At 68.4% G+C, this 22,206-nt stretch carries 20 protein-coding genes; 13 read left to right on the plus strand and 7 right to left on the minus strand.

Annotated elements, in window-relative coordinates; all coding sequences use genetic code 11:
* The first annotated feature begins 20 nt into the window (after window positions 1–20).
* The 8 genes from G335_RS0102515 to G335_RS0102550 all read left to right on the plus strand — a co-directional run bounded on the left by G335_RS0102515 (window position 21) and on the right by G335_RS0102550 (window position 7,438).
* Entirely contained in the window at window positions 21–566 is a 546-nt protein-coding gene (locus G335_RS0102515; RefSeq protein WP_018175839.1) for a LolA-related protein, read from the plus strand.
* A gap of 3 nt (window positions 567–569) precedes the next feature.
* Window positions 570–2,975, plus strand: a complete 2,406-nt coding sequence (locus G335_RS0102520; protein WP_018175840.1) for an MMPL family transporter — start codon at window positions 570–572, stop codon at window positions 2,973–2,975.
* Window positions 2,976–3,042: 67 nt separating this feature from the next.
* Complete coding sequence (locus G335_RS0102525) at window positions 3,043–4,230, plus strand: beta-ketoacyl-[acyl-carrier-protein] synthase family protein (protein ID WP_018175841.1); 1,188 nt, start codon at window positions 3,043–3,045, stop codon at window positions 4,228–4,230.
* Window positions 4,227–5,006 carry a beta-ketoacyl synthase chain length factor gene (locus tag G335_RS0102530; protein WP_018169141.1) on the plus strand — a complete coding sequence of 260 codons (780 nt, stop codon included), beginning with the start codon at window positions 4,227–4,229 and terminating at the stop codon, window positions 5,004–5,006. Before G335_RS0102525 ends, G335_RS0102530 begins: the two co-directional genes overlap by 4 nt.
* 30 nt (window positions 5,007–5,036) lie before the next feature.
* Window positions 5,037–5,498, plus strand: a complete 462-nt coding sequence (locus G335_RS0102535) for a hypothetical protein (RefSeq protein ID WP_018175842.1) — start codon at window positions 5,037–5,039, stop codon at window positions 5,496–5,498.
* A complete protein-coding gene (gene fabG, locus G335_RS0102540) occupies window positions 5,495–6,217 on the plus strand; it encodes a 3-oxoacyl-ACP reductase FabG (protein WP_018175843.1) in 723 nt (240 codons plus the stop codon). Before G335_RS0102535 ends, fabG begins: the two co-directional genes overlap by 4 nt.
* Before the next feature lie 7 nt (window positions 6,218–6,224).
* A complete protein-coding gene (locus G335_RS0102545) occupies window positions 6,225–6,950 on the plus strand; it encodes a glycosyltransferase family 2 protein (protein WP_018175844.1) in 726 nt (241 codons plus the stop codon).
* A gap of 92 nt (window positions 6,951–7,042) precedes the next feature.
* On the plus strand, window positions 7,043–7,438 hold the full coding sequence (locus G335_RS0102550; protein WP_018175845.1) for a hypothetical protein: 396 nt from the start codon (window positions 7,043–7,045) through the stop codon (window positions 7,436–7,438).
* 244 nt (window positions 7,439–7,682) lie between these two features.
* Here the strand turns inward: G335_RS0102550 and G335_RS0102555 are convergent, their stop codons facing one another.
* Entirely contained in the window at window positions 7,683–8,156 is a 474-nt protein-coding gene (locus tag G335_RS0102555; protein ID WP_018145354.1) for a YhcB family protein, read from the minus strand.
* A gap of 159 nt (window positions 8,157–8,315) precedes the next feature.
* Here G335_RS0102555 and G335_RS0102560 point away from each other — a divergent pair, with 159 nt between their 5' ends.
* Both G335_RS0102560 and G335_RS0102565 read left to right on the plus strand, forming a co-directional pair.
* A complete protein-coding gene (locus G335_RS0102560; RefSeq protein ID WP_018145353.1) occupies window positions 8,316–8,867 on the plus strand; it encodes a hypothetical protein in 552 nt (183 codons plus the stop codon).
* A gap of 67 nt (window positions 8,868–8,934) precedes the next feature.
* Window positions 8,935–9,504: a hypothetical protein gene (locus G335_RS0102565; RefSeq protein WP_018175847.1), complete on the plus strand. Its 570-nt coding sequence runs from the start codon at window positions 8,935–8,937 to the stop codon at window positions 9,502–9,504.
* Between the two features lie 79 nt (window positions 9,505–9,583).
* On the opposite strand, the gene dacB is transcribed toward G335_RS0102565, so the two are convergent.
* From dacB to efp, 3 genes are all read right to left on the minus strand, one after another.
* Complete coding sequence (gene dacB, locus G335_RS0102570; RefSeq protein WP_018175848.1) at window positions 9,584–10,984, minus strand: D-alanyl-D-alanine carboxypeptidase/D-alanyl-D-alanine-endopeptidase; 1,401 nt, start codon at window positions 10,982–10,984, stop codon at window positions 9,584–9,586.
* Between the two features lie 175 nt (window positions 10,985–11,159).
* The gene (gene epmA, locus G335_RS0102575) at window positions 11,160–12,119 is read right to left on the minus strand and encodes an EF-P lysine aminoacylase EpmA (protein ID WP_018175849.1); all 960 of its coding nucleotides are present in this window, start codon (window positions 12,117–12,119) and stop codon (window positions 11,160–11,162) included.
* Window positions 12,120–12,144: 25 nt separating this feature from the next.
* Window positions 12,145–12,708, minus strand: coding sequence for an elongation factor P (gene efp / locus G335_RS0102580; RefSeq protein WP_026182087.1), 564 nt, complete (start codon window positions 12,706–12,708; stop codon window positions 12,145–12,147).
* Between the two features lie 77 nt (window positions 12,709–12,785).
* Here efp and epmB point away from each other — a divergent pair, with 77 nt between their 5' ends.
* From epmB to G335_RS0102595, 3 genes are all read left to right on the plus strand, one after another.
* Complete coding sequence (gene epmB, locus G335_RS0102585) at window positions 12,786–13,829, plus strand: EF-P beta-lysylation protein EpmB (RefSeq protein WP_018175850.1); 1,044 nt, start codon at window positions 12,786–12,788, stop codon at window positions 13,827–13,829.
* An 89-nt stretch (window positions 13,830–13,918) separates the two neighbouring features.
* Window positions 13,919–15,796 (plus strand): hypothetical protein, encoded by a 1,878-nt coding sequence (locus G335_RS0102590; RefSeq protein WP_018175851.1) that lies wholly within the window; start codon window positions 13,919–13,921, stop codon window positions 15,794–15,796.
* Between the two features lie 4 nt (window positions 15,797–15,800).
* Window positions 15,801–17,873 (plus strand): EAL domain-containing protein, encoded by a 2,073-nt coding sequence (locus G335_RS0102595; RefSeq protein WP_018175852.1) that lies wholly within the window; start codon window positions 15,801–15,803, stop codon window positions 17,871–17,873.
* Window positions 17,874–18,196: 323 nt separating this feature from the next.
* Here G335_RS0102595 and dnaJ read toward each other — a convergent pair whose 3' ends face one another.
* The 3 genes from dnaJ to grpE form a co-directional block, all read right to left on the minus strand.
* Window positions 18,197–19,345: a molecular chaperone DnaJ gene (gene dnaJ, locus G335_RS0102600; RefSeq protein WP_018145345.1), complete on the minus strand. Its 1,149-nt coding sequence runs from the start codon at window positions 19,343–19,345 to the stop codon at window positions 18,197–18,199.
* A 124-nt stretch (window positions 19,346–19,469) separates the two neighbouring features.
* Window positions 19,470–21,401 (minus strand): molecular chaperone DnaK, encoded by a 1,932-nt coding sequence (gene dnaK, locus G335_RS0102605; RefSeq protein ID WP_018145344.1) that lies wholly within the window; start codon window positions 21,399–21,401, stop codon window positions 19,470–19,472.
* Window positions 21,402–21,541: 140 nt separating this feature from the next.
* Window positions 21,542–22,108 carry a nucleotide exchange factor GrpE gene (gene grpE, locus G335_RS0102610; RefSeq protein WP_018175853.1) on the minus strand — a complete coding sequence of 189 codons (567 nt, stop codon included), beginning with the start codon at window positions 22,106–22,108 and terminating at the stop codon, window positions 21,542–21,544.
* Between the last annotated feature and the right edge of the window lie 98 nt (window positions 22,109–22,206).

The raw sequence follows: 22,206 nt of genomic DNA on the forward strand, positions 1-22,206 counted from the left end.
GCATCACGCTGATCCTGGCCTTGGGCCTGCTCGTCCCTGTTTCGGCCCTGGCCAACGACACCCTCGGCGCCCTGCTCGAAGCCCTGACCACCGAGCGCGCGGCGACCCTCGCGTTCGAAGAGCGCCGCGACGATCCGATGCTGGAATTTCCGGAGACCCGCTCGGGCTCCCTGGCCTTCGAGCCTCCCGATACCCTTACCCGCCAGGTCGACGGCCCGCGTGGCGAGACCGTGCACATCGAGGGCGACACCCTAACCCTGGAACGCCGCGGCACCAGCCGCGAGATCGACCTCAACGAACAGCCCGCCCTGGCCACCCTGGCCGGGTTGTTCCGCGCCCTGCTGACCGGCGACCGCGAGACCCTGGAGGCCGACTTCGAGATCGGCGTCACGGGGGACATCGACGCCTGGACCCTCGCGCTCGTCCCGCGGGATCGTGCCCTGCGCCGCATGGTCCCCGAACTGACCCTGAAAGGCGCCGACGGCGAACTGCACGAACTGGTCACCATCGAGGCTGGCGGTCACCACAGCCGCATGCGTTTCGAACCGCCACAGTACGCGGACTAGTCCTTGCTGCGCCGCCACCCCTCCCGCGTTGCCCTGACGCTCTGGCTGGCCGCCCTGCTCCTGGCCACGCTGACGCTGACCCTGCGCGGCGAACTGGTCACCGACCTCCAGGGCTTTGCCCCGGACCCGGTCAGCGCGGACGGGATCGCCCTGGACCCCGGGGCCGGCCCCGCCGGACGCATGCTGCTGCTGGCCATCGCCGGTGGCGAGGCCCGCGAGCGGGCGGCAGCCAGCGATGCACTGGTCGCGGCCCTGGAAGATGCCCCCGATGTTGCCGGCATCCACAACGGCCGCCTCGACCCCGACGACCCGGCGCTGGATTTCCTGATCGAGCATCGCTACCTGCTAAGCCCCCGGGTCGATGCCGAACACTTCAGCCAGGACCGCCTGAGCGAACACCTGGAGGCCCGCCGCGACGACCTCGCCAGCGCCGTCCCGGAACTGCCGCGGGAACTGATCCCGCGTGACCCCACCGCGGAGGCCCGGGTCGTCCTGGAGCAGCTCGCCGCCAGCGGTGGCCAGGCGACGACCGGCGCCGAAGGCGTCTGGGTCACCCCCGACCGGGGACGGGCCCTGCTGGTGCTGCGGAGCACGGCCGACGGCATGGACCTGGATGCCCAGGCCGCCCTGATCGAACGCACGCACGCGGCCTTCAGCGCCATCGACGAACCGAATCTGCAGCTGCAGATTGCCGGCCCGGCGGTGATCGCGGTGGACTCCCGCGCCACCATCCGCGGCGAGGTGACCTGGATCACCGCAGGCGCCAGCGTCGCGCTGGCCCTCCTGCTGCTGGCGGTGTTCCGCCATCCGCACCCGGTCTGGCTGGCGGCCGTGCCCCTGGCAAGCGGCATCCTGATCGCCGCGGCCGTGGTTACGCTGGTCTTCGGACACCTGCACGGGATCGCGCTGGCCTTCGGCATCACCGTGCTGGGCATTGCCCTCGACTACCCGCTGCACCTGTTCGCCCATGCACAACGAGGCGATGGTGAACCGTCCGGCGGCGAACGGGCCGACGGCGGGCGCCTCCCGCAGGTCGCGCGCGAGCTGTGGCCCGCCATTGCCCTGGGGGCCGGCAGCACGGTACTGGTGTATGCCCTGATGGCAATGACCGGGTTCTCCGGCATGGCCCAGCTCGGGCTGTTCGTATTGACTGGCGTGGCCGTGGCCGCCGTGGTCACCCGCTGGATCCTGCCCACGCTGGTCCCCACCCGCTTGCAGCGCGAGGGCCTGCCGCCGCTGCGCCTGCCCCTGCCCACGGGTCTCGCCCAGCCCCCTGCCATCGCGCGCTGGGGCCTCGCCCTGCTGGCCCTGGCCGCGATCGCCGTGGTCGCGAGTGCCGACCCCTTCCCCTGGGAGGATCGCCTGTCCGCCCTGCACCCGGTACCGGAGGACCAGGTTGCGCTCGATCAGGACCTGCGCAGCGCCCTGGGGCTGCCGGACGTCCGCCATGCCCTGCTGGTCAGCGGCGACACGCCGGAACAGACCCTGCGCGGCAGCGAGGCGCTGACGCCGGGCCTGGAGGCCCTGCGCGAGACCGGGGCCCTGGACGGCTTCAGCCATGCCGCGAACGTCCTGCCCAGCCGGGCACTGCAGCGCGAACGCCAGGCGGCGTTACCGGAACCCGATACCCTGCGCGAACGCCTGGAGGTGGCGAGCGCAGGGCTGGGGTTTCGCGACGGGGCCTTCGAGCCATTCGTGAACGACATCCAGACGGCCCGCCAGCAAGACCTGCTGGAACCCGAGGGCCTTCCCGACGGGCCTTTGCGCAATGCCCTGGAACCCCTGCTCCAGCCCCGCGATGACGGCACTGGCTGGGTCGCCTGGGTGCGTTTGCAGGGCGCCCATGACCCCGATGCCCTGACCCGCTGGGCCACGGACGCGCCTCTGGCCAGCGTGCCGGAACTGGACGGGGTGGGTATCCGCCACATCGACTTCTTCCGCGCCTCCGAAGAACTGGTGATCGGCTTTCGCGTCGAGGCCCTGCAACGGCTCGCGCTGGGAATGGTCGCGGTGGCCCTCCTGCTGCTGGCCGTCACCCGGGCGCCGGGACGCAGCCTGCGTATCCTGACCGCGGTTGGCACCGGGTTGCTGCTGACCCTGGCCACACTGATCCTGCTGGGCATCCAGCTGTCGCTGTTCCACCTGATCGCGATGCTGCTGATCACCGGGCTGTGCCTGGATTACGCCGTGTTCTTCAGCCGCCCGCTGCGGGATGCCGCAGCGCGCCTGCGCAACCTGCGCTCGGTCAGCGTATGCGCACTGTCCACGCTGGTGGTGTTCGGTCTGTTGGCCCTGTCCAGTCTTCCGGTCTTGCAGGCCATGGGCCTCACGGTGGTGCTGGGCGTGGTATTTTCCTTCCTCGCAGCGGCCCTGCTGGCCCCCGAGGCCAGCCGCCGGCAAACTGCCTGAAGCAACGCCGAACTGGCCCAATCCACCCGGAAACCCCTCCGGCCACAACCCGCAGATACGCCCGTCCATGGACCCCCTGGTCATCACTGCCCACACCCTGACGAGTGCCGCCGGCACCGGGATCGCCGCCAACGCCGAGGCCCTGCGCAGCGGCACCAGCGGACTGCGTGCCTGCGACCTGGAGCGCGTCAACCTGGACACCTACGTCGGCCGCGTGCCGGGTGTGGAAGCCATCGCCCTCGAGGGTGCCCTGGCCCCGTTCCAGTGCCGCAACAACCAGCTGGCCGAACTGGGGCTGCGCCAGGACGGCTTCATCGATGCGGTGGCGGCTGCAGTGGAGCGCCACGGGGCCGATCGGGTAGCCGTTTTGCTGGGCACCAGCACCTCCGGGATCGCCGCCACCGAGGCCGCGTACCACCGTCGTGACCCGCAGACCGGGGCCCTGCCACCGGACTACGATTACCAGCACACCCAGAACATGTTCTCGCTAGCCGACTTTGTTGCCACCCGCCTCGGCCTGTCCGGCCCCGCCATGGTGGTCTCCACTGCCTGCTCGTCCAGCGCCAAGGTCTTTGCCGATGCCCGGCGCTACATCGCGGCGGGACTGTGCGACGCCGCCGTGGTCGGCGGCGTCGACAGCCTGTGCGGCATGACGCTGTACGGCTTCAACGCCCTGCAGCTGGTCGCCGCACAGCCCTGCACCCCACTGGATCGCGACCGGACCGGGATCTCCATCGGCGAGGCCGCCGGCTTCTTCCTGCTGGAGCGCCCCTCCGCGAATGCCCACGGCGCACGGCTGACCGGTTACGGCGAATCCAGCGATGCCCACCACATGTCCGCCCCGCACCCGGAAGGCCTGGGGGCCGCGACGGCACTACAGCAAGCCCTGGACCGTGCAGGGCGGCAAGGCGACGAGATCGACTATGTGCTGATGCATGCCACCGCGACCCCGGCCAACGACCGTTCCGAGGCCCGCGCCCTGATCCACCGCCTGGGCCCGACCCCGCGCGCGGTGGGCAGCAAGGGCCTGACCGGGCATACCCTCGGGGCCGCCGGCGCGGTGGGGGTCGCGCAGGCACTGGCCAGCCTGGCCGGCGGCTTCGTGCCGGCGACCGCCGGGCTACGGCACCCGGACCCGGAACTGGGCCTGGATGCACGGGCAGAGACCGAGGACCGCCCGGTTCGGCGGGTCCTGGTCAACGCCTTCGGGTTCGGCGGAAACAACTGCAGCCTGCTGCTGGAGGCACCGCAATGAACACCATCGGTCTGCATGCGGTCGGACTGCTGGGCCCGGGACTGGACGACTTCGAGACCGCCCGCGCCATCCTCGCCGGCACGGCGCCTCTGGCGGGCGACGCGATCAATATCCCACCCGTGCGGCTGCTCCCCGCCAACGAGCGTCGACGCACCACGACCACGATCCGCCTGGCCCTGAAGGTGGCGGAAGAGGCCACAACCGACAGCGATCGCAGCCAACTGCGCAGCGTGTTCGCCTCGTCCTCCGGCGACATGGACATCATCGATCGCATCTGCGACGCGCTCACCCAGCCGGAGCCGGTGGTTTCGCCGGTCCAGTTCCACAATTCGGTGCACAACGCCCCGGCCGGTAACTGGTCGATCGCCACCCGCAACCCCGCTCCGGCGACCGCCGTATCCGGCTACAACGCCACGGTGGCCGCCGGCTTGCTGGAGGCCGCGACGCTGCAACAGTGCGAGGGTGGCGAGGTGCTGCTCACCTGCTACGACGTACCGTCGATGGAGACATTCATCCGCGTGCGCCCGATCCACCATGCGTTCGCGGTCGCCCTGCGCCTGGGGCCGGTGGAGGGCGCCACCTGGCGGCTGCAGATGGACCTCAAGGGACCCGCCACCGCCGATCGCTGCGTGGCAGACGAACTGGAGGCCCTGCGCGAGAGCAACCCGGCGGCACGCGCCCTGCCGCTGCTGGAGCAACTGGCCCGGGGCACGGCCGGCCATGTTACGCTTGACGCCCCGTTGGGCCGGTCGCTGAGCATCCGCATCGAGCCCTGAACAATCGCCCGGATCAGGAAGATCCCGCGCATGCCATCGCGACCCGAAACCCTGGATCACGACGCCATCTGCCGGCTGCTGCCGCACGCCGGGGCGATGTGCCTGCTGGATTCGGTAGAGGCCTGGTCCGACGACGCCATCCACTGTCGTGCCGACAGCCACCGGGATCCGGCCAACCCGCTGCGCGGGGAAGGCGGCCTGCATGCCCTGGGGGCACTGGAATACGGCGCCCAGGGCATGGCCGTGCACGGGGCACTGCTGGCGGATGGCGGCCCGCCCCGGGCCGGCTACCTGGCGGCCGTGCGCAACCTGCAACTGCAGGTCCAACGTCTCGACGGCCTCGACGACCCGCTCGAGATCCACGCCGAACGCATCCTGTCGGATACCCACAGCTCGATCTACGACCTGCGGGTCACCGCCGGCGACCAGCCGGTGCTGAACGCCCGCGCGACGGTGATCCTGCAACCCGCCGACGAGGAAAAGACCCCGTGACTGCACGCGCCCTGATTACCGGAGCCAGCGGTGCCATCGGCGCCGCCATTGCCCAAGCCCTGGCCGCGGCTGGCCATGAGGTGATCCTGCACGCCCATCGCAATGCCGACGCGGCCGAAGCAACAGCCGCGGCCATCCGCGCCGACGGCGGCCAGGCCCGCGTGCTGGTGTTCGACATCACCGACGAGGGGGCCTGCCGCGAGGCCCTGGAGCCCCTGGCGGCCGAGCAACCGGTGCAGATCCTGGTGCATAACGCAGGCATCCATGACGATGCGCCGCTGGCCGGAATGCGCCGCGAACAGTGGGACCGACCGATCGACGTCGGACTGAACGGGTTCTACAACGTCACCCAGCCACTGCTGCTGCCGATGATCACCACCCGCTGGGGCCGGGTCGTGGCGATCTCCTCCGTCGCCGGGCAGATCGGCAACCGCGGCCAGACCAACTATGCAGCGGCCAAGGCCGGGCTCCATGGTGCCATTCGCTCGCTGGCCCAGGAGGTCGCCTCGCGCGGGATTACCGCCAACGCGGTCGCCCCCGGCATCATCGAAAGCCCGATGAGCGATTCGAGCTTCGATGCCGACCGCATCCGCACCATCGTACCCATGCGCCGTGCCGGCCAGCCCGCGGAGGTCGCGAGTGTGGTCGGCTTCCTCGCCAGCGAGGGCGCCAGCTACGTGTCCGGTCAGGTGATCGGCGTCAACGGCGCCCTCGCCTGACCCCGCCATGAGCCACGTCGTTGCCCTGATCCCGGCCCACAACGAGGCCGCCACCATCGAAGACGTCGTCGCCGGCGCCCGCGCCCACGTGGACCGGGTGATCGTGGTGGACGACGGCTCCGAGGATGCGACCGCAAGCCTGATCGAGGACCAGGCGGAGGTCCTTCGGCAACCCGAGAATGGCGGCAAGGCGGCCGCGTTGTGGGCCGGGATGCAGCATGCCCTGGCCACCGGGGCCGACGCCGTGGTGACCCTGGACGCCGACGGCCAGCACGACACCACGGAGATCCCGGCCCTCATCGCCGCCTGGCGCGAGACCCCCGAGCGGCTAATCCTGGGGGCCCGACTCAAGGGCCGCGAACATACCCCGCCGCTGCGCCTGTTCGGCAACCGCATGGCGGACTTCTGGATTGCCTGGGCCTCGGGGCAACCGCTGCAGGATTCGCAGTCGGGGTTCCGCCTGTATCCCGCGGCGCTGTTGCGACGCCTCGAGCTGCGTCATCACCGGGCGCGCGGCTTCGTGTTCGAAAGCGAGGCCCTGATCGTCGCCGAGCGGCTGGGATTCCCGGTGCGGGTGGTCCCGGTACGCTGTATCTACCCGGAGAACCACCGCCCCAGCCATTACCGCGCGACCGCGGACACCCTGCGCATCATCGCCATGGTCGCCGGCCACCTGCTGCGCCGCGGGATGCGCCCGCTGGGGCTGTTGCGCTCGCGGGGCCTGGTGCGCTGAAGGCCCCGGCGTGCCGCTCCGGGCCGCGCCCTTGGAAACCAACGGCACGCGTGTCTACACTCTCGACGCACCCATCCCAGAAGGAAAACGCCATGAATACCAGGACGTTGCTGGTCATCCTGTTTGCCAGCCTGATCGCGCTGGCCGGCTGCCGCGGCACGGTCCCCGTGCACAACGTCAGCGATACCACGGTCACCGATGTTGCGGGTAAACGCCCCAGCGCCGAACAGATGGAACGCGCCATCCGCACCGCCGGAACGGCGCTGGGCTGGCGCATGGAAGAAGTGGAACCGGGGCTGCTCGAAGGGCGACTTGCGCTGCGCGACCACGTCGCCGAAGTGGAGATCCCCTATGCGGCGGGTGAATACAGCATTCGCTACAAGGACAGCACCAACCTGAACTACGCGGACGGCAATATCCACCCGAACTACAACAACTGGATCCAGAATCTGGACAACCAGATCCGGGCGCAGATCTCCGCCCTCTGATCCCACCCCGCACCGCGTCGGGCACACCCCCGCGCGGTGCGCACGCTCCAGGGCAAAGGGCCTTTCATCACGAAGCGCATGAAGGCGGGGAGATCGGAAGGAATGCGGTGACGGAAGCGTCTTGCGCCTCCGTTGCGGTCTTGCCCATCATCCAGTCTTTACACCGACCTGGTGATGCTTTTCAGGTTTTCTTCGTCCCTTCCTGTGCGCCGCGGTGATCCCAAACCGACTCCGCGGTCACGGGTCAGTCGGGGCGCGGGCGTTCGTCCGGCTTGCGTGCCTCGCCCTCGGAACTCTTGGGGGTCGGCTCGTCGTCCTGGGCGTCCGATTCGTTGGCGCCGCCGGCCGCCTCGCCGGGACCGGCACCGTAGTCTCGGCGCGTCATGTGCGACAGCAACTGCCCGGCCCGGTCCTCGAGGCGATCACGGGTCGGCTTGTCCGCCAGTTCCTCCGCGCTCTGCGCCAGGTGGTGGTAGAGGTCGCGGTAGGAACCCGCCATGGTCGCGAACAGCGTGGCCGTGCGATCGAAATGGTCGTTGACCTGGCTGCGGTAGCGGGTCAGTTCCTGCATGCGCCGGTCGAGTTCCTCTTCCAGCTCGCGGATCAGCTTGCGCTCGTCACTGGTGACGCGGCCCACCCAGAAACCCACGAGGGCGGCAACCACGATAGCCAGGATCCCGAGGGCCACCCACAACCCCACTGCTGTCTGTTCTTCCACCACGACATCCTCTGCAAATGGAGCCGCCATTGTGCCGCAGGCCCTCGCCGAACGCACTGCCGGGCATGCTAACCTCGCCACAACAGGGACACCGGAACCACGCAGGAAGGCCCCCGGAAGCCGTTTCAATCCGCCGTACAACCAAGAGTCAGACCCACCATGATCGAACCGCAACATGCCCAGCAGATCCGCCAGGCCCAGGCCGGCCTGATCAACCTGGTGGTGCAGGCCACCCAGAACCCGGAGACCCGCCGCGAACTGGAGCCAGTGCTGAACCAGGCCCACGAGGCCGGCTGGGGCGAGCTGATCCTGCGCATCCGCCGCGTGCTCGAAGGCGAACGCGACACGTCCCTGCTGCAGGGGCTGGACGACGAGGACACGGTGATCCTGACGGCGATCCTGGCCGGCCTGCAGGATCCCTCCACCCTGCCGGACCCCGAGCAAAGCGGCGATCCGGCGCAGGCCGCACCGGGGCTGGCCCAGATGATCCACGGCGCGGCCCACGGAGACGCCCAGTCGCTGCACTGGCTGTCGCAGATGGCCGAACAGATGAGCCGGGCCGGGGGCGACATGGCGCGTCTGGGTGGCATCACCAAGCGCCTGGTGGACGGCGAGCGTGACCCGGATGTGCTGTGCCGCGGCATGGACGCCCAGGGCGAGTCGCTGGTGCTCTCGATCCTCTCGGAGCTGGGCAAGCTCGAGCACCACTGACCAACCCGTGCGCCATTCCAGCATTTGCAGGCCGCGCGGCCGAGGCACGTTCCGCCTCGAGCATCTGATGCTGGCCGTAATCGCCCTGTGGCTCCTGCAAGGCTGCGCCGCAGTCACCCTGCAGCCGCCGGCCGAACCGGAAGACCCGGTCACTGTGGCACTCCTGGACCACGGCCATCACTCCAGTCTGGTCCTGCCGACCGCGACCCCGGACGCCTGGCTGCGCTATTCCTACGGCGACTGGTCGTTTTACGTCGAGCGGCGAATCAACCCCCTGCAGGGGCTGGCCGGGCTGTTCCTGCCCACACGGGCGGGCCTCGGCCGGCAATCCCTGACCGGCTCCGACCTGGAGGACGCGACGGCAACCCAGTTGCGCGTGCCGCTGGAGGAACTGCATCTGCTGACGGTCCCCGGGGCCAGGGTTACGGCACTGCGCGAGGCGCTGGAGGGAATCTGGCAGGCGGGCCACGATGACCGCAAGGTATCGACAGAATGGGACATGGCCTTTGTCGAACACCCCGAGGCCTACACCCTGCGCAACAACTCCAACCGCATGGTCGCGCACTGGCTGACGGCCCTGGAGGTCGATGTCTCGCGCCTCCCGATCATGTCCAACTGGAAGCTCGACTCACCCTGAGGTCAATCAAGGCCCTCTGACCACGAAGCGCGCGAACCTAACCCTTCGTGCGCGCTTCGTGGTGGATAAACGCCGGGCGTCAAAGGCGGTGGGCCCACTCCAGGACGGCATCCTGCAGGTTCCGGCCGAGGCCCTGATGCGCGCGGGGGTCGTTGACCAGCACCACCACGGCCAGGTCGTCCCCACCTTGCGTGCGCACGTAGCCGGCGACCGCAGAGACCTCGTTGAGGTGCCCCGTCTTCAGGTGCATCTGCCCGCGCAGGTCGCGCTGGCTGCCGTTGCGGAAGCGATTGCGCAGGGTCCCGTCCAGCCCGGCCAGGGCCAGGGAGGACTGGAATTCCGGACGGTGAGAGTGCTGCCATCCGCCCTCGAGGATCTGGCCCAGCTGGCGCGCGGTCATGCGGGTGTCGCGGCTGAGCCCCGACCCGTTGTCGACCACCATGCCACCCACCTCGACCCCCAACCCGCGCAGCGACTCCAGCAGGGCCTGCTGCCCCTTCTCCAGCGTGGCCGGCGGGGTGAAGTGACGCGCCCCCAGGGTCAGCAGCAGGTGGCGGGTCATCACGTTGGAGCTCCACTTGTTGGAGACCCGGATCAGATCCGCCAGCGGCCGCGAGGTATGACGCAGGATCGGTTCGTCGTACAGCACCGGCAGCACGCCGGGGCGAATGTCGCCGGTCAGCTCACCGCCCCACTGCGCCCAGTGCAGACGGAACATCTCGGCGTGATTGGCCTCCGGCGTCAGGACCGTCCTCAGCAGTTCGTAGTCCCCGCAGTTAACCGGGTACTCGCCGGACAAGGTCACGCGTTGCGCCTCGGGATCGGCGTCAAAGCGAATGCCCCGTTGCCAGGCCCCGCAGCTGCCACGCGACGGCTGCAGGCGATTCTCGATCGTCAGCCCCGGCAGCGGCGGATCCACGGTCACGTCAATCCCGTTCCCATGCCGCTCCGGCCGCACACGGAAGCGCTGGGCGTTGGCGTTTACGTGCAGGGCATAGGGCAGCTGGTTGTAGGCCCGCAGCGGCTGGTCATTGAATGCGGCCGGATGGCCCGGAGGCAGTTCGAAATGCGAGGCGTCGAGGATGACGTTGCCCTCGATGCGCCGCAGCCCGATCTGACGCAACTGCCCCAGCATGCGCCAGTGCTCCTCGCTGACCATGCCGGGGTCGCCGGTCCCACGGATCACCAGATCGCCGCGCAATACACCGTCGCGCACCGGACGCGTGGCCCACACCTCGGTGGTCCAGGTGTACTCCGGCCCCAGCTCGTGCAAGGCCGCCAGCGAGGTGGCCAGCTTGATGGTGGAGGCCGGGTTGTACGGCTGATCGGCATTCAGGCGCGCGAGGACCGCGCCATCGGACATCCGCTGCACCCACAGGCCCACATTTGCCGGCGGCAGACGCTGGTTCTCGATCGCCCGCTGCAGCGGTCCCGGGAGATGCTCGAACTGGGCCTGTGCGGCCAGCGGTGCCAGCCACAACAAGAGGATCAGAGCGACGGATACGAAACACCAGGAAGGTCCGGACCGGGGCCCGGGGCGACGCGAAAAACGACAAGGGGACATTGAGACCAGCCATCCTGCATGAGAGCCTTCGGCAACGGCCCCTATAGTGTGCCGCCATCCCGGCCGCGACAAGCCCTCCGGATGGGCTTCGTCACGCCCAGGGGAAATCGATCACCTGATCGATACGCGACACCCCCAACAGACGCATCAGCAGCCGGTCCACGCCCAGGGCCACGCCCGCGCAGTCCGGCAGACCCGACTCCAGCGCCGCCTCCAGGTGATCGTCCACGGGCGGAAGGGGCTGGCCGCGCGCGCGGCGCTGAGCGATGTCCCGCTCGCGGCGCTGGCGAAACACTGCGGGGTCGGTCAGCTCGTGATAGCCGTTGGCCAGCTCCAGGTCGCCCCAGTAGAGCTCGAAACGGGCGGCATAGCCCGGCCGGTCCGCGCAGGGGCGCGCGAGGACGGCCTGGCTCTCGGGGTAGTCGAACAGGATTGTCAGCCGGTCCGGCGGGAAGCCCGGCGCGATCACCAGGCTGATCAGGGCATCCAGCCAGCCATCCCGATCCAGCCCGCCGCGGATGACCAGCCCGTGGTCCCCCGCGACCCGTTCCAGCTCCGCGGCATTCGTCTCCGCCGGGTCCACCCCCAAAGTCGAGCGAAACAGATCGGCATAGGCGATCGCCTCGCACCCCCGGGGCGCGTGCCAGTCGGGAGACTGCGCGGCCTGATCCGCGATCAGGGCCACCACCTCGCGCGCCAGTGCATGGTGATCCAGGCCCAGGCGATACCACTCCAGCAGAGTGAATTCGGGGTTGTGCCGCGGGCCGGATTCACCCCCGCGGAACACCCGTGCGATCTGGTAGATATCCGGGGCGCCGTCCGCCAGCAGGCGCTTCATCGGGTACTCCGGCGAGGTCTGCAGGTAGCCGCGCTCGCCGCCGGGGGCCTGCGCCTCCCAGCTCTCCAGCATTGGATCTTGCGGCGCGCCCCGGCTCAGGATCGGGGTCTCGACCTCGAGCACCCCGCGGGCCGCGAAGAACGCCCGCAACCCGGCCAGGAGGCGGGCGCGCGCCGCGCGGGCCGGCGCCGCACCCGGACGCCAGTCGGTCATGTCGCAGCGCCTGCCGGGGTGCGGCTCACACGCGCGAGACGTACTCGCCGTTGCGGGTATCCACCTTCACCGTCTCGCCCTCTTCGACGAACAACGGGACCTTGACCACCGCGCCGCTCTCCAGCGTGGCCGGCTTGGTGCCGCCCTGCGCGGTGTCACCGCGCAGGCCCGGATCGCACTGGGTGATCTTCAGCTCGGTGAAGGACGGCGGCACCACCGACAGCGGCTCGCCGTTCCACAGGGTCACGGTGCAAATATCCTGTTCCTTCAGCCACTGCCCGGAATCACCCAGTGCGGCCTCCCCGACGGCATACTGCTCGAAGGTGTCCGGCACCATGAAGTGCCAGAACTCGCCATCGTTGTAGAGATACTGCATCTCGGTATCCATCACGTCGGCGGCCTCCACCGACTCGCCGGACTTGAAGGTCTTCTCCAGCACCCGGCCGGTACGCAGATTGCGCAGCTTGACCCGGCTGAAGGCCTGGCCCTTGCCCGGCTTGACGAACTCGTTCTCCACGATGGCCTGCGGGTCACCATCCAGCAGGAGCTTGAGACCGGCCTTGAATTCGTTGGTACTGTAGGTTGCCATTGCGCGCTGTCCCTCGATGATGCGTGGCGCGGACATGCCGCCCCGTCCGGAAACGATTCATGCCCACAAAGCCCGTCATGATAACGCGCGAGCCGCGCGGAACCCAGCCACCCGAGCCGGCATCCACGCCGGCCTGGCAGCAGGCGCTGGCGCGCGCGATCGCCGATCCCGAGACCCTGGCCGCACGCCTGGGACTGCCGCCCGAGGCCCTGCCGGGCATGCAGGCCGGGCACCGGCTGTTTCGCACCCGCATCCCGGAGAGCTACCTGGCCCGCATCCATCCCGGCGACCCGCGGGATCCCCTGCTGTTGCAGGCCCTGCCAGACGCGCGCGAGGCCATCGAGTCCCCGGGGTTCGTCAGTGACCCGGTCGGCGACCACGACGCGCTGGCCGCCCCCGGCGTGGTGCACAAGTACCACGGCCGCGCCCTGCTGCTGACCACCGGGGCCTGCGCCATCCACTGCCGTTACTGCTTCCGCCGCGAGTTCGACTATGCCGACCACAATCCGGCCCGGGACGACTGGGAACCCGCGCTGAACTACATTGCCGCGCATCCGGACATCCGCGAGGTCATCCTCAGCGGCGGCGACCCGCTGAGCCTGTCGGATACCCGCCTGGAACGGCTAACGGACCGGCTCGGAAACATCCCGCACCTCGAGCGCCTGCGCATCCACACACGCCTGCCGGTGGTGCTGCCGGAACGGGTCGACGGCCGCCTGCTGGCCTGGCTCGGCAAGGGCCGTCTGCAGCACATCCTGGTGCTGCACGCGAATCACCCGCGCGAGTTCGCCGCACCGGCCGATGCCGCGATCGATCGCCTGCGCGCCGCCGGGGTCACGCTCCTCAACCAGGCAGTACTGCTGGCCGGCATCAACGACGACACCGAGACCCTGATTGAACTCCAGGAGGCCGGCTTCCGCCTGGGCGTGCTGCCCTACTACCTGCACCAGCTCGACCGCACCCGCGGCACAGCCCACTTCGAGGTACCGGACGCCCGCGCGCGCGAACTCTACCGCGCCCTGCACGCCCGCCTGCCGGGCTACCTGGTCCCGCGACTGGCGCGCGAGATCGCCGGAGAACCCGGCAAGACCCTGCAGACACCGTTTCCCGCGCATGAATGAGCCCCACCGGCACCCACACCGATTGCGCGGTTTGCTGCTAAAGTAGCGCCAGAATCCTGCAACCGGCCCAGCAACCACTGGACACGCCCATGCTGCAAGCCCTGCCCGAGCTGCCCACCCAACCGGCCGGTCCCGACAGCTTCCCCCACCAGACCCCGCAAGCACTGGACGCCTGGTGTGCGGAGCTGCCCGGCAGCGAGCCGGAGCTCGGCATCCAGCGCATCCGCGAGGCCCTCGACGGGCTGAACGCGATCGTACTTCGCCCCGGAACCCGAGCCACGCTGGTCGCAATACTGGAAGATCATCTCCTGCCGCTACTCCCGGCCATGGAGCGACTGCTGCGCCAGCGGCCCCTGCCGCTGGGGAACCGCAGCCGCAAGCGTGCCGATGTTTACAGCGCCGCTGTGCGCGCCCTCCTCAACGCGGAGCTGCTGGTGGTCCGCGAACGCGCGGACGCGCACGACAACCGCCACGCGAAACGCCTGACGGCGCCCCTGCAGGCCGCAGTCGCACTGCTTGGGACCCTGAGCATGCACCACTGGCGGCTGTACCAGTCCGTGCCGCCGGGCCACTGGCAGCGGCTGTTCGATGTGCTGCGCCTGGCGCGTGAGCAGGGAATCGCCGACGAGCGGCCCGCCACCGACAAGCGCTTCGGCCCGCTGGAGGTGGACCGCGTCGAAGCCATGAGCGCACGGCTGATGATACTGGGCAGCACCGACCCCAATGCGATGAAGATGGGCGAAATGGACTTGCTGGCTCGCTGGGCCAACACCCTGCCCCTTGCCTGCACCCCCGCCCCCGACCCGGAACAACACCCCGACCTTCCCGTGCTGCGCTGCGATCTCGACCGCGACCACGCCCCGGGCCTGGCCCTGCGCGGGACGCCGGCGACCGAACCCGCCTGCTTCATTGAGCTGACGCCGGCGCTGGACGCCCTTCGTGAACGCCCCGACGACCTGGAACCGCGCGGCCGCGGCGAGGGACAGCCGCTGGCCGAACACTTGTTGCGCCTGTGGTCGAACCTGCCGACCCGCCGTCACAGTCGCGAAAGCGCCAGCGACCTGCAGCGGATCTGCGTGATGGGCCTGGAACGTATCCATGATTTCCTGCTGATGGAGATGGGCAGCCGGCGTGGGTCCGAGACCACCGGGGCAGCGGAAGCGCCGGAGACCGGCCTGAAATCCCTGCACGAACGCGACCGCGGCGTCAGCGTGTTCGAAATGTCGAAGGCCGCGCGGCGCGGTTCGGATCTCGCCCTGGTAGACAGCCCGCACCGTTCCGACCGCGAACGCGACCTGCAGCCACTTGCGGACGACTCGCCGAATACCGCCGCGACCGCCTGGGAGGATGTCGGGCGCGGGCTCGAGATCGCCGCCCGCGATGAACCCACGGGGCCGATCACCAAGCGTCACCCCCCGGAACACTGGCAGGTGGACGACATCGGCGCCGGCGGCGTGCGTCTGCGCCTGGACAGCCCCCAACAGCCCTTGCTGATCGGGGATCTCGTCGGCTTGCGGGCCGTGGATGGTCATCGCTGGACCATCGGGGTCCTGCGCTGGATTCGCTTCGACGACCAGGCCGGCAGCCTGATCAGCATCGGCGTGGAATTTCTCGCCGATCGCTGCCTGCCCATGCAGATTCAGGATTTCCGCAATGGCATGGCGGCGGGCGTCCCGCAATCAGGACTGTTCGCCCCGCAGCGCACCGATGCCGACGGGGCGGTACTGTTCCTGCCAGCGCAGGTGTTCGATCATGAACAACGTGTCGTCTGCTGGCTGAACAGGCGCGCCCGTGTTCTGGAACTGGACAGTGAGCGCACGGGCACTACGCTGTTTACCGAGGTCGGGTGCCGCATGACCGCCCTGGAGGTCCGCCAACCGGCTGGCGAGACACCCGACACCGCCGACGGACCGGCCCTCGCGGATGACGACGGACCGCCATTCACCACCCGCAACCGCGACGACTAGCCCCATGAACGAAACGATTCGCACGCTCTTCGTGACCAGCAACCCGAACCGGGCTGAAGAGGTCATCAGCAGTATCCGGACCCGCGGCAGCGCGATCCGCCCGGAGCAGGTATCCGGTAGCGACGCCCTGGCCGAGGCGCTGGAGGGCCGGCGCTTCGACGTGATCGTCCTGATCGAACCCGGCCTGGCCCTGACCCGGGAACACGTCGACGCGGCGCTGCACGCATCCGGTCGACGTACCCCGCTGGTCATCATGACCGAGCGCCCCGAACCCGCGCGCATAGATGACTACGAGGCCGGCGCCTATGCCGTCGTCGATCACGAACTGCACGAACTGGCCGGCATCCTTGCGGTGCGCGCTGCCGAGCAGTTCCAGCTGCGCCAGCGGATGGGGCGCATGGACGCATCGCTGCAGGAGTCCGAACGCCGCTGCCAACTGTTGCTGGACAACTCGCGCGACGCCATCGCCTACGTCCACGAGGGCATGCACATCTATGCCAACGCGTCCTGGCGCGAGCGCTTCGGGATTGCCGATCCGGAGGAAGTGGAAGGCCTGCCGCTGATGGACCTGATCGCCCCGGAAAGCCGCGACGAACTGAAGGGCCTGCTGCGCCGCTTCCAGAGTGGCGAGGAAGGTGACCAGACCCATCAGGCCTTCCAGCTGCAGGCGTTTGACGGCACGCCGTTCGAGGCCAACCTGCGTCTGTCCACCGCCAGCGTCGAGGGGGAGGCCTGCACCCAGGTGCTGCTGGACTCGGCCCAGGAGGACCCGGAGCTGGCCGAGAAGATCGACTACCTCTCCCAGCGTGACCTGGTCACCGGGCTCTACAACCGCCAGCACTTCTCCGGGATGATCGAGACCGCGCAGAGCCAGGCCGCGCAATCGGAAAAGCCCTTCGCCCTGGTCACCCTTGCGGTGGACCGTTTCCCCGAGATCCGGGCCAACGTCGGTATGTCCGCGAGCGATCTGCTGCTTGCCGATATTGGCAAGCTGATCGAGGATCACTTTCCCGACCCGGCCATCGCCGCACGCCTGGAGGCCGAGCACTTCGGGATCGTGGTCCCCGACACCCGGCGCAACGAGGTGGAGGCCCGCATCCACGGTCTGATGGAAGCAGTCACCGGACGTGTCTTCGAACTCGGCAACGCCTCGACCAACTGCAGCCTGTCGGCCGGCATCGTGATCGCCGACGAGACGGCGGTGGATACCGAAGAACTGTTGACCCACGCCGACCGCGCCCTGCAAGAGGCCGTGGAGGCCGGGGGCGGAAACCACCGCTTCTTCCGTCCCGCAGAGGGCGAGATGACCCAGGCGCAAAACGACCAGCAGTGGAAGCTGCGCATTCAGGACGCCCTGGAACACGACCGCCTGGAACTGCTGTATCAGCCGATCGTGAACCTGCACGGTGCCGATCGCCCGCGCTACTCGGTGTTCGTGCGCCTGCGTGACGCCGAGGGGCATATCCACGAGCCGGATGCCTTCCTGCCCAGTGCCGAGCGCACCGAGATGGCGGCACCCATCGACCGCTGGGTCCTGAAGACTGCGCTACAGATGCTGACGGAACAGCTGAAGAAAGACCCGACCACCCAGTTCTTCCTCAAACTGACCAACGGCTCCCTGGGCGACCCCTCCGTGGTCAGCTGGCTGCACGACGACCTGCACGGCATGCGCATCCCCGCCGACAACGTGGTCGTCGAGCTGAAGGAACCCACCGTAGTTACCCACCTGAAGCCGGCGATCCACGTCGCCCGCGGGCTGCAGGAAATGCACGGCCATCTGTGTATCGACGACTTCGGCAGCGGCCTGAACCCGTTCCAGCTCCTGCAGCACCTGGAGGCGGATCACATCAAGCTGGACCCGTCCTACGTGAAGAACCTGGCCGAGAGCGAGGAGAACCAGCAGTTGATCCGCGAACATACCGATGCCGCGCATGCCAAGGGCAAGCAGGTCATCGTGCCCTATGTCGAGGACGCCAGCGTGCTCGCCGTGCTCTACAGCCTGAACGTGAACCTCGTTCAGGGCTACTTCCTGCAGGCACCGATGCCCGCCCCCACCTTCGATTTCACCTCGACCTGAGCCCCCATCTCGCGGACTCCGGCTTCTCCCACAGAACGCGCAGAGGACACGGCGCCGGGCAGGTCAAGGGCGACTCACAGCCGACCCAGGGGTGTGAGGAACCGCGCTGACGGCCGCGCAGGGAAGCGCGGCCCCTGCGACGCTCATGCGGCCGCCCATCCCGTCTTCCTGCACAGCGTTGTCCTCCGTGAACCCCGTGTTGGGTAGCACGAAAGTCGAGTCCGCAGAGCGAAGGGCTTCATGGAGGGCTGAGCACGCCCCCAACGCAACAGGCCCCGGTGAAAACCGGCGCCTGTGCGAAGCATCGTCCTTGCCCTGCGGGACTACTTGGACCAGAAGTTCAGGTCCTCGAAGAACCCCTTAACGCCGTCCAGCCAGGAGTGAGCCTGCGGGCTGTGCTTGGTACCACCAGCCTGGGTGGACTCCTCGAACTGGCGCAGGAGCTGTTTCTGCTCCTTGGTCAGGTTGATCGGCGTCTCCACCACCACGCGGCAGATCAGGTCACCGACCCCGCCGCCATGCACGGACTTCACGCCCTTGCCACCGACCCGGAACTGCTTGCCGGTCTGGGTCTCCGCGGGGACCTTCAGCTTGACCCGGCCATCCAGCGACGGCACTTCCAAATCGCCGCCCAGAGCGGCCGTGGCGAACGACACCGGCACCTCGCAGTGCAGATCCGAGCCCTCGCGCCGGAACAACTTGTGCGGCTTGACCCGCACCTGCACGTACAGATCACCCGGCGGGCCGCCGTTCATGCCGGCCTCGCCCTGGCCTCCCAGGCGGATGCGGTCACCGCTGTCCACCCCGGCCGGGATCTTCACGTCCAGGGTGTTCTGCTCCTGCACTCGACCCTTGCCGTGGCAGGACTTGCAGGGGCTGGAGACGACCTTGCCCGCGCCCTCGCAACGCGGGCAGGTCTGCTGCACCGAAAAGAAGCCCTGCTGGATGCGCACCTGGCCGACCCCATTACAGGTCGGGCAGGTCTCCGGCGAGGTCCCCGGCTCGGCGCCCGAGCCATCACAGGCCTCGCAGCTGACGGTGGTCGGGATACGGACCTTCACCTCAGTGCCGAACACGGCCTCTTCCAGGGTCAGATCCAGGTTGTACTGCAGGTCGGAGCCACGATAGGCCCGCTGCCCGCGGCCGCCCCCGCCACCTCCGAAGATATCGCCAAAGATGTCCTCGAAGATGTCACTGAAGTTGGAGGCCCCGGCGCCCCCGCCAAAGCCCCCGGCCGAGCCGTCCACGCCGGCATGGCCGTAACGGTCGTAGGCGGCGCGCTTCTGGTCGTCGCTGAGCACGTCATAGGCGGCGCGCGCCTCCTTGAACTTGGCCTCGGCCTCCGCATCCCCGGGGTTGCGGTCGGGGTGGTGCTTCATCGCCAGGCGGCGAAAGGCCTTCTTGATATCGGCGGCCGAGGCGTCCTTGGAGACGCCCAGCACCTCGTAATAGTCGCGTTGTGACATGGTCATTCCCTGCTGATTCGTGCGCGCGAACGCGGAATGCCTTCACGCAAACGCCCGGAGTCACGAGTACCCCGGGCGCGGCGTTCAAACAGTTCCGGCGGGACGCCATAGCGTCCCGCCGGCTGCGGCATCAGCCCTGCTTTTTCTGGTCGTCGTCGACTTCCTCGAACTCGGCGTCCACGACATCGTCGCCCTGCGGGCCACCCTCGGCCTGCTCGGCCCCGGCCTCGCCCGCGGCGTCCGCGCCCTGGGCATAGGCCTTCTCGGCCAGCTTGCCGGAGACCTCGGCCAGCTTCTGCGCGGCCTGCTCAATGACCTCGGGGTCGTCGCCTTCCATCGCGGTCTTGGTCTCGGCCACCGCCGACTCGATCGCGGTGCGCTCGTCGTCGGAGACCTGGTCTGCCAGATCCTTCAGGGATTTCTCGGCCGAATGCACCAGGCCATCAGCCTGGTTGCGCGCCTGGACCAGCTGCTGGAACTTCTTGTCGTCCTCGGCGTGGGCCTCGGCGTCCTTGACCATCTGTTCGACTTCCTCGTCGGACAGGCCGGAGGAGGCCTTGATGACGATCTTGTTCTCCTTGCCGGTCGCCTTGTCCTTGGCCGAGACGTTCAGGATGCCGTTGGAGTCGATGTCGAAGGTGACCTCGATCTGCGGCACACCACGCGGCGCGGCCGGGATGTCCTGCAGGTCGAAGCGACCCAGCGACTTGTTGGCGCTGGCCATGTCGCGCTCGCCCTGCAGCACGTGCACGGTCACCGCCGTCTGGTTGTCCTCGGCGGTGGAGAACACCTGATTGGCCCGGGTCGGGATGGTGGTGTTCTTCTCGATCAGCTTGGTCATCACGCCGCCCATCGTCTCGATCCCGAGCGACAGCGGGGTCACGTCCAGCAGCAGCACGTCCTTGACGTCGCCACCCAGCACGCCGGCCTGCACCGCGGCACCGACCGCAACGGCCTCGTCCGGGTTCACGTCCTTGCGCGGCTCCTTGCCGAAGAAGGCCTGCACCGCTTCCTGCACCTTGGGCATGCGGGTCTGGCCACCGACCAGGATCACGTCGTCCACCTCGGAGGCGGACAGACCGGCATCCTTCAGCGCGACCTTGCACGGCTCGATGGAGCGCTTGACCAGGTCATCGACCAGGCTTTCCAGCTTGGCGCGGGTGATCTTCAGCGCCAGGTGCTTGGGCCCGGTGTTGTCGGCGGTGATGTACGGCAGGTTCACCTCGGTCTGCTGGCTGGAGGACAGCTCGATCTTGGCCTTCTCGGCGGCCTCCTTCACGCGCTGCATCGCCAGCGGATCGCCCTTGATGTCGATGCCCTGGTCCTTCTTGAACTCGTCGACCAGGTAGTCGATCAGGCGATTGTCGAAGTCCTCGCCACCGAGGAAGGTGTCGCCGTTGGTCGCCAGCACCTCGAACTGGTGCTCGCCATCCACCTCGGCGATCTCGATGATCGAGACGTCGAAGGTACCGCCACCCAGGTCGTACACGGCGATCTTGCGATCCCCGCGCTGCTTGTCCATGCCATAGGCGAGCGCGGCCGCGGTCGGCTCGTTGATGATGCGCTTGACCTCGAGCCCGGCGATCTTGCCGGCGTCCTTGGTCGCCTGGCGCTGGGAGTCGTTGAAGTACGCCGGGACGGTGATGACCGCCTCGGTGACCTCTTCGCCGAGATAGTCCTCGGCGGTCTTCTTCATCTTCTGCAGCACGCGCGCAGAGATCTCCGGCGGGGCCATCTTCTTGCCCTGCACCTCGATCCAGGCGTCACCGTTGTCAGCCTTCACGATGTTGTAGGAGACGAGCTTGATGTCCTTCTGGACCTCGTCTTCCTGGAACTTGCGACCGATCAGGCGCTTGGAAGCGAACACGGTGTTCTGGGGGTTGGTGACCGCCTGGCGCTTCGCGGACTGGCCAACCAGCACCTCGCCGTCGTCACTGAACGCGACGATGGACGGGGTGGTGCGGGTGCCTTCCGCGTTCTCGATGACCTTGGCCTGGTCGCCTTCCATTACGGCGACGCAGGAGTTAGTGGTCCCGAGGTCAATACCAATGATCTTGCCCATGACTGAAATCTCCTGATGCGAAAAATTTTGCGCTGCAGAGCGTGTTTCTCTGCCAACTTGTACGGGAATCTGGGGCCCCGGGCCGGGTTTTCAAGGGGCAGCGTGTCCGATACCCCGAAAACCGGCCCGAAAAGACGGTGTCAGGCGCTTTCGTCGATGTTCGGCGAGGTCGGCGCCTTGGAGACCACCACCATCGCCGGGCGCAGCACGCGGTCCTGCAACCGGTACCCCTTCTGCATGGTGGCCACCACGGTGTTCGGCGGGTTCTCCGGGTCTTCCTGCATGGACATCGCCTGGTGACGCTCCGGATCGAAGCGCTGGCCGGTCGGGTCCTCGGACTGGATGCCGAACTTCTCGAACACCCGGGTCAGGTTCTTCAGGGTCAGCTCGGCGCCCTCGATGATGCGCTCGACATCCTTGGACTCGCGCGCCGCCTGCAGCCCCAGTTCCAGCGAGTCGCCCACCTCCAGCATTTCGGCAGCGAACTTCTCCATTGCGTACTTGTGCGCGTTCTCCAGCTCGCGCTCGAAGCGGCGGCGCTGGTTCTCCAGCTCGGCCTGGGCCCGCAGGGCCTGGTCGCGGCGCTCTTCGGCCAGAGCCTCGAGCTCCTGCAGCCGATCATCCGTGCCACCCTCGGCCTCGGGGGCCTCCTCGTTCCGGGTCTCGAGTTCTTCCGGCTGTTCCTGGGATTCCCGCTGTTCGGACATGCTGGCCTCGCAAATCAATGAAAAACAAAATCGCCCGCCGCGCCGATCACCGGCGGACAGGGTGGATTGGGTTGTCTATCTGGATGCTGGGGGCATTC

The sequence above is a fragment of the Thioalkalivibrio sp. AKL8 genome, assembly GCF_000380525.1.
GTDB lineage: Bacteria > Pseudomonadota > Gammaproteobacteria > Ectothiorhodospirales > Ectothiorhodospiraceae > Thioalkalivibrio > Thioalkalivibrio versutus.

Coding starts and splice junctions, on each gene's coding strand:
- G335_RS0102525 (WP_018175841.1), top strand. CDS start 3,043: ATGGACCCCCTGGTCATCACTGCCCACACCCTGACGAGTGCCGCCGGC.
- epmA (WP_018175849.1), bottom strand. CDS start 12,119: ATGACCGACTGGCGTCCGGGTGCGGCGCCGGCCCGCGCGGCGCGCGCC.
- G335_RS0102545 (WP_018175844.1), top strand. CDS start 6,225: ATGAGCCACGTCGTTGCCCTGATCCCGGCCCACAACGAGGCCGCCACC.
- G335_RS0102590 (WP_018175851.1), top strand. CDS start 13,919: ATGCTGCAAGCCCTGCCCGAGCTGCCCACCCAACCGGCCGGTCCCGAC.
- G335_RS0102560 (WP_018145353.1), top strand. CDS start 8,316: ATGATCGAACCGCAACATGCCCAGCAGATCCGCCAGGCCCAGGCCGGC.
- G335_RS0102530 (WP_018169141.1), top strand. CDS start 4,227: ATGAACACCATCGGTCTGCATGCGGTCGGACTGCTGGGCCCGGGACTG.
- G335_RS0102595 (WP_018175852.1), top strand. CDS start 15,801: ATGAACGAAACGATTCGCACGCTCTTCGTGACCAGCAACCCGAACCGG.
- G335_RS0102550 (WP_018175845.1), top strand. CDS start 7,043: ATGAATACCAGGACGTTGCTGGTCATCCTGTTTGCCAGCCTGATCGCG.
- efp (WP_026182087.1), bottom strand. CDS start 12,708: ATGGCAACCTACAGTACCAACGAATTCAAGGCCGGTCTCAAGCTCCTG.
- G335_RS0102535 (WP_018175842.1), top strand. CDS start 5,037: ATGCCATCGCGACCCGAAACCCTGGATCACGACGCCATCTGCCGGCTG.
- dnaK (WP_018145344.1), bottom strand. CDS start 21,401: ATGGGCAAGATCATTGGTATTGACCTCGGGACCACTAACTCCTGCGTC.
- epmB (WP_018175850.1), top strand. CDS start 12,786: ATGATAACGCGCGAGCCGCGCGGAACCCAGCCACCCGAGCCGGCATCC.
- grpE (WP_018175853.1), bottom strand. CDS start 22,108: ATGTCCGAACAGCGGGAATCCCAGGAACAGCCGGAAGAACTCGAGACC.
- dnaJ (WP_018145345.1), bottom strand. CDS start 19,345: ATGACCATGTCACAACGCGACTATTACGAGGTGCTGGGCGTCTCCAAG.
- G335_RS0102565 (WP_018175847.1), top strand. CDS start 8,935: ATGCTGGCCGTAATCGCCCTGTGGCTCCTGCAAGGCTGCGCCGCAGTC.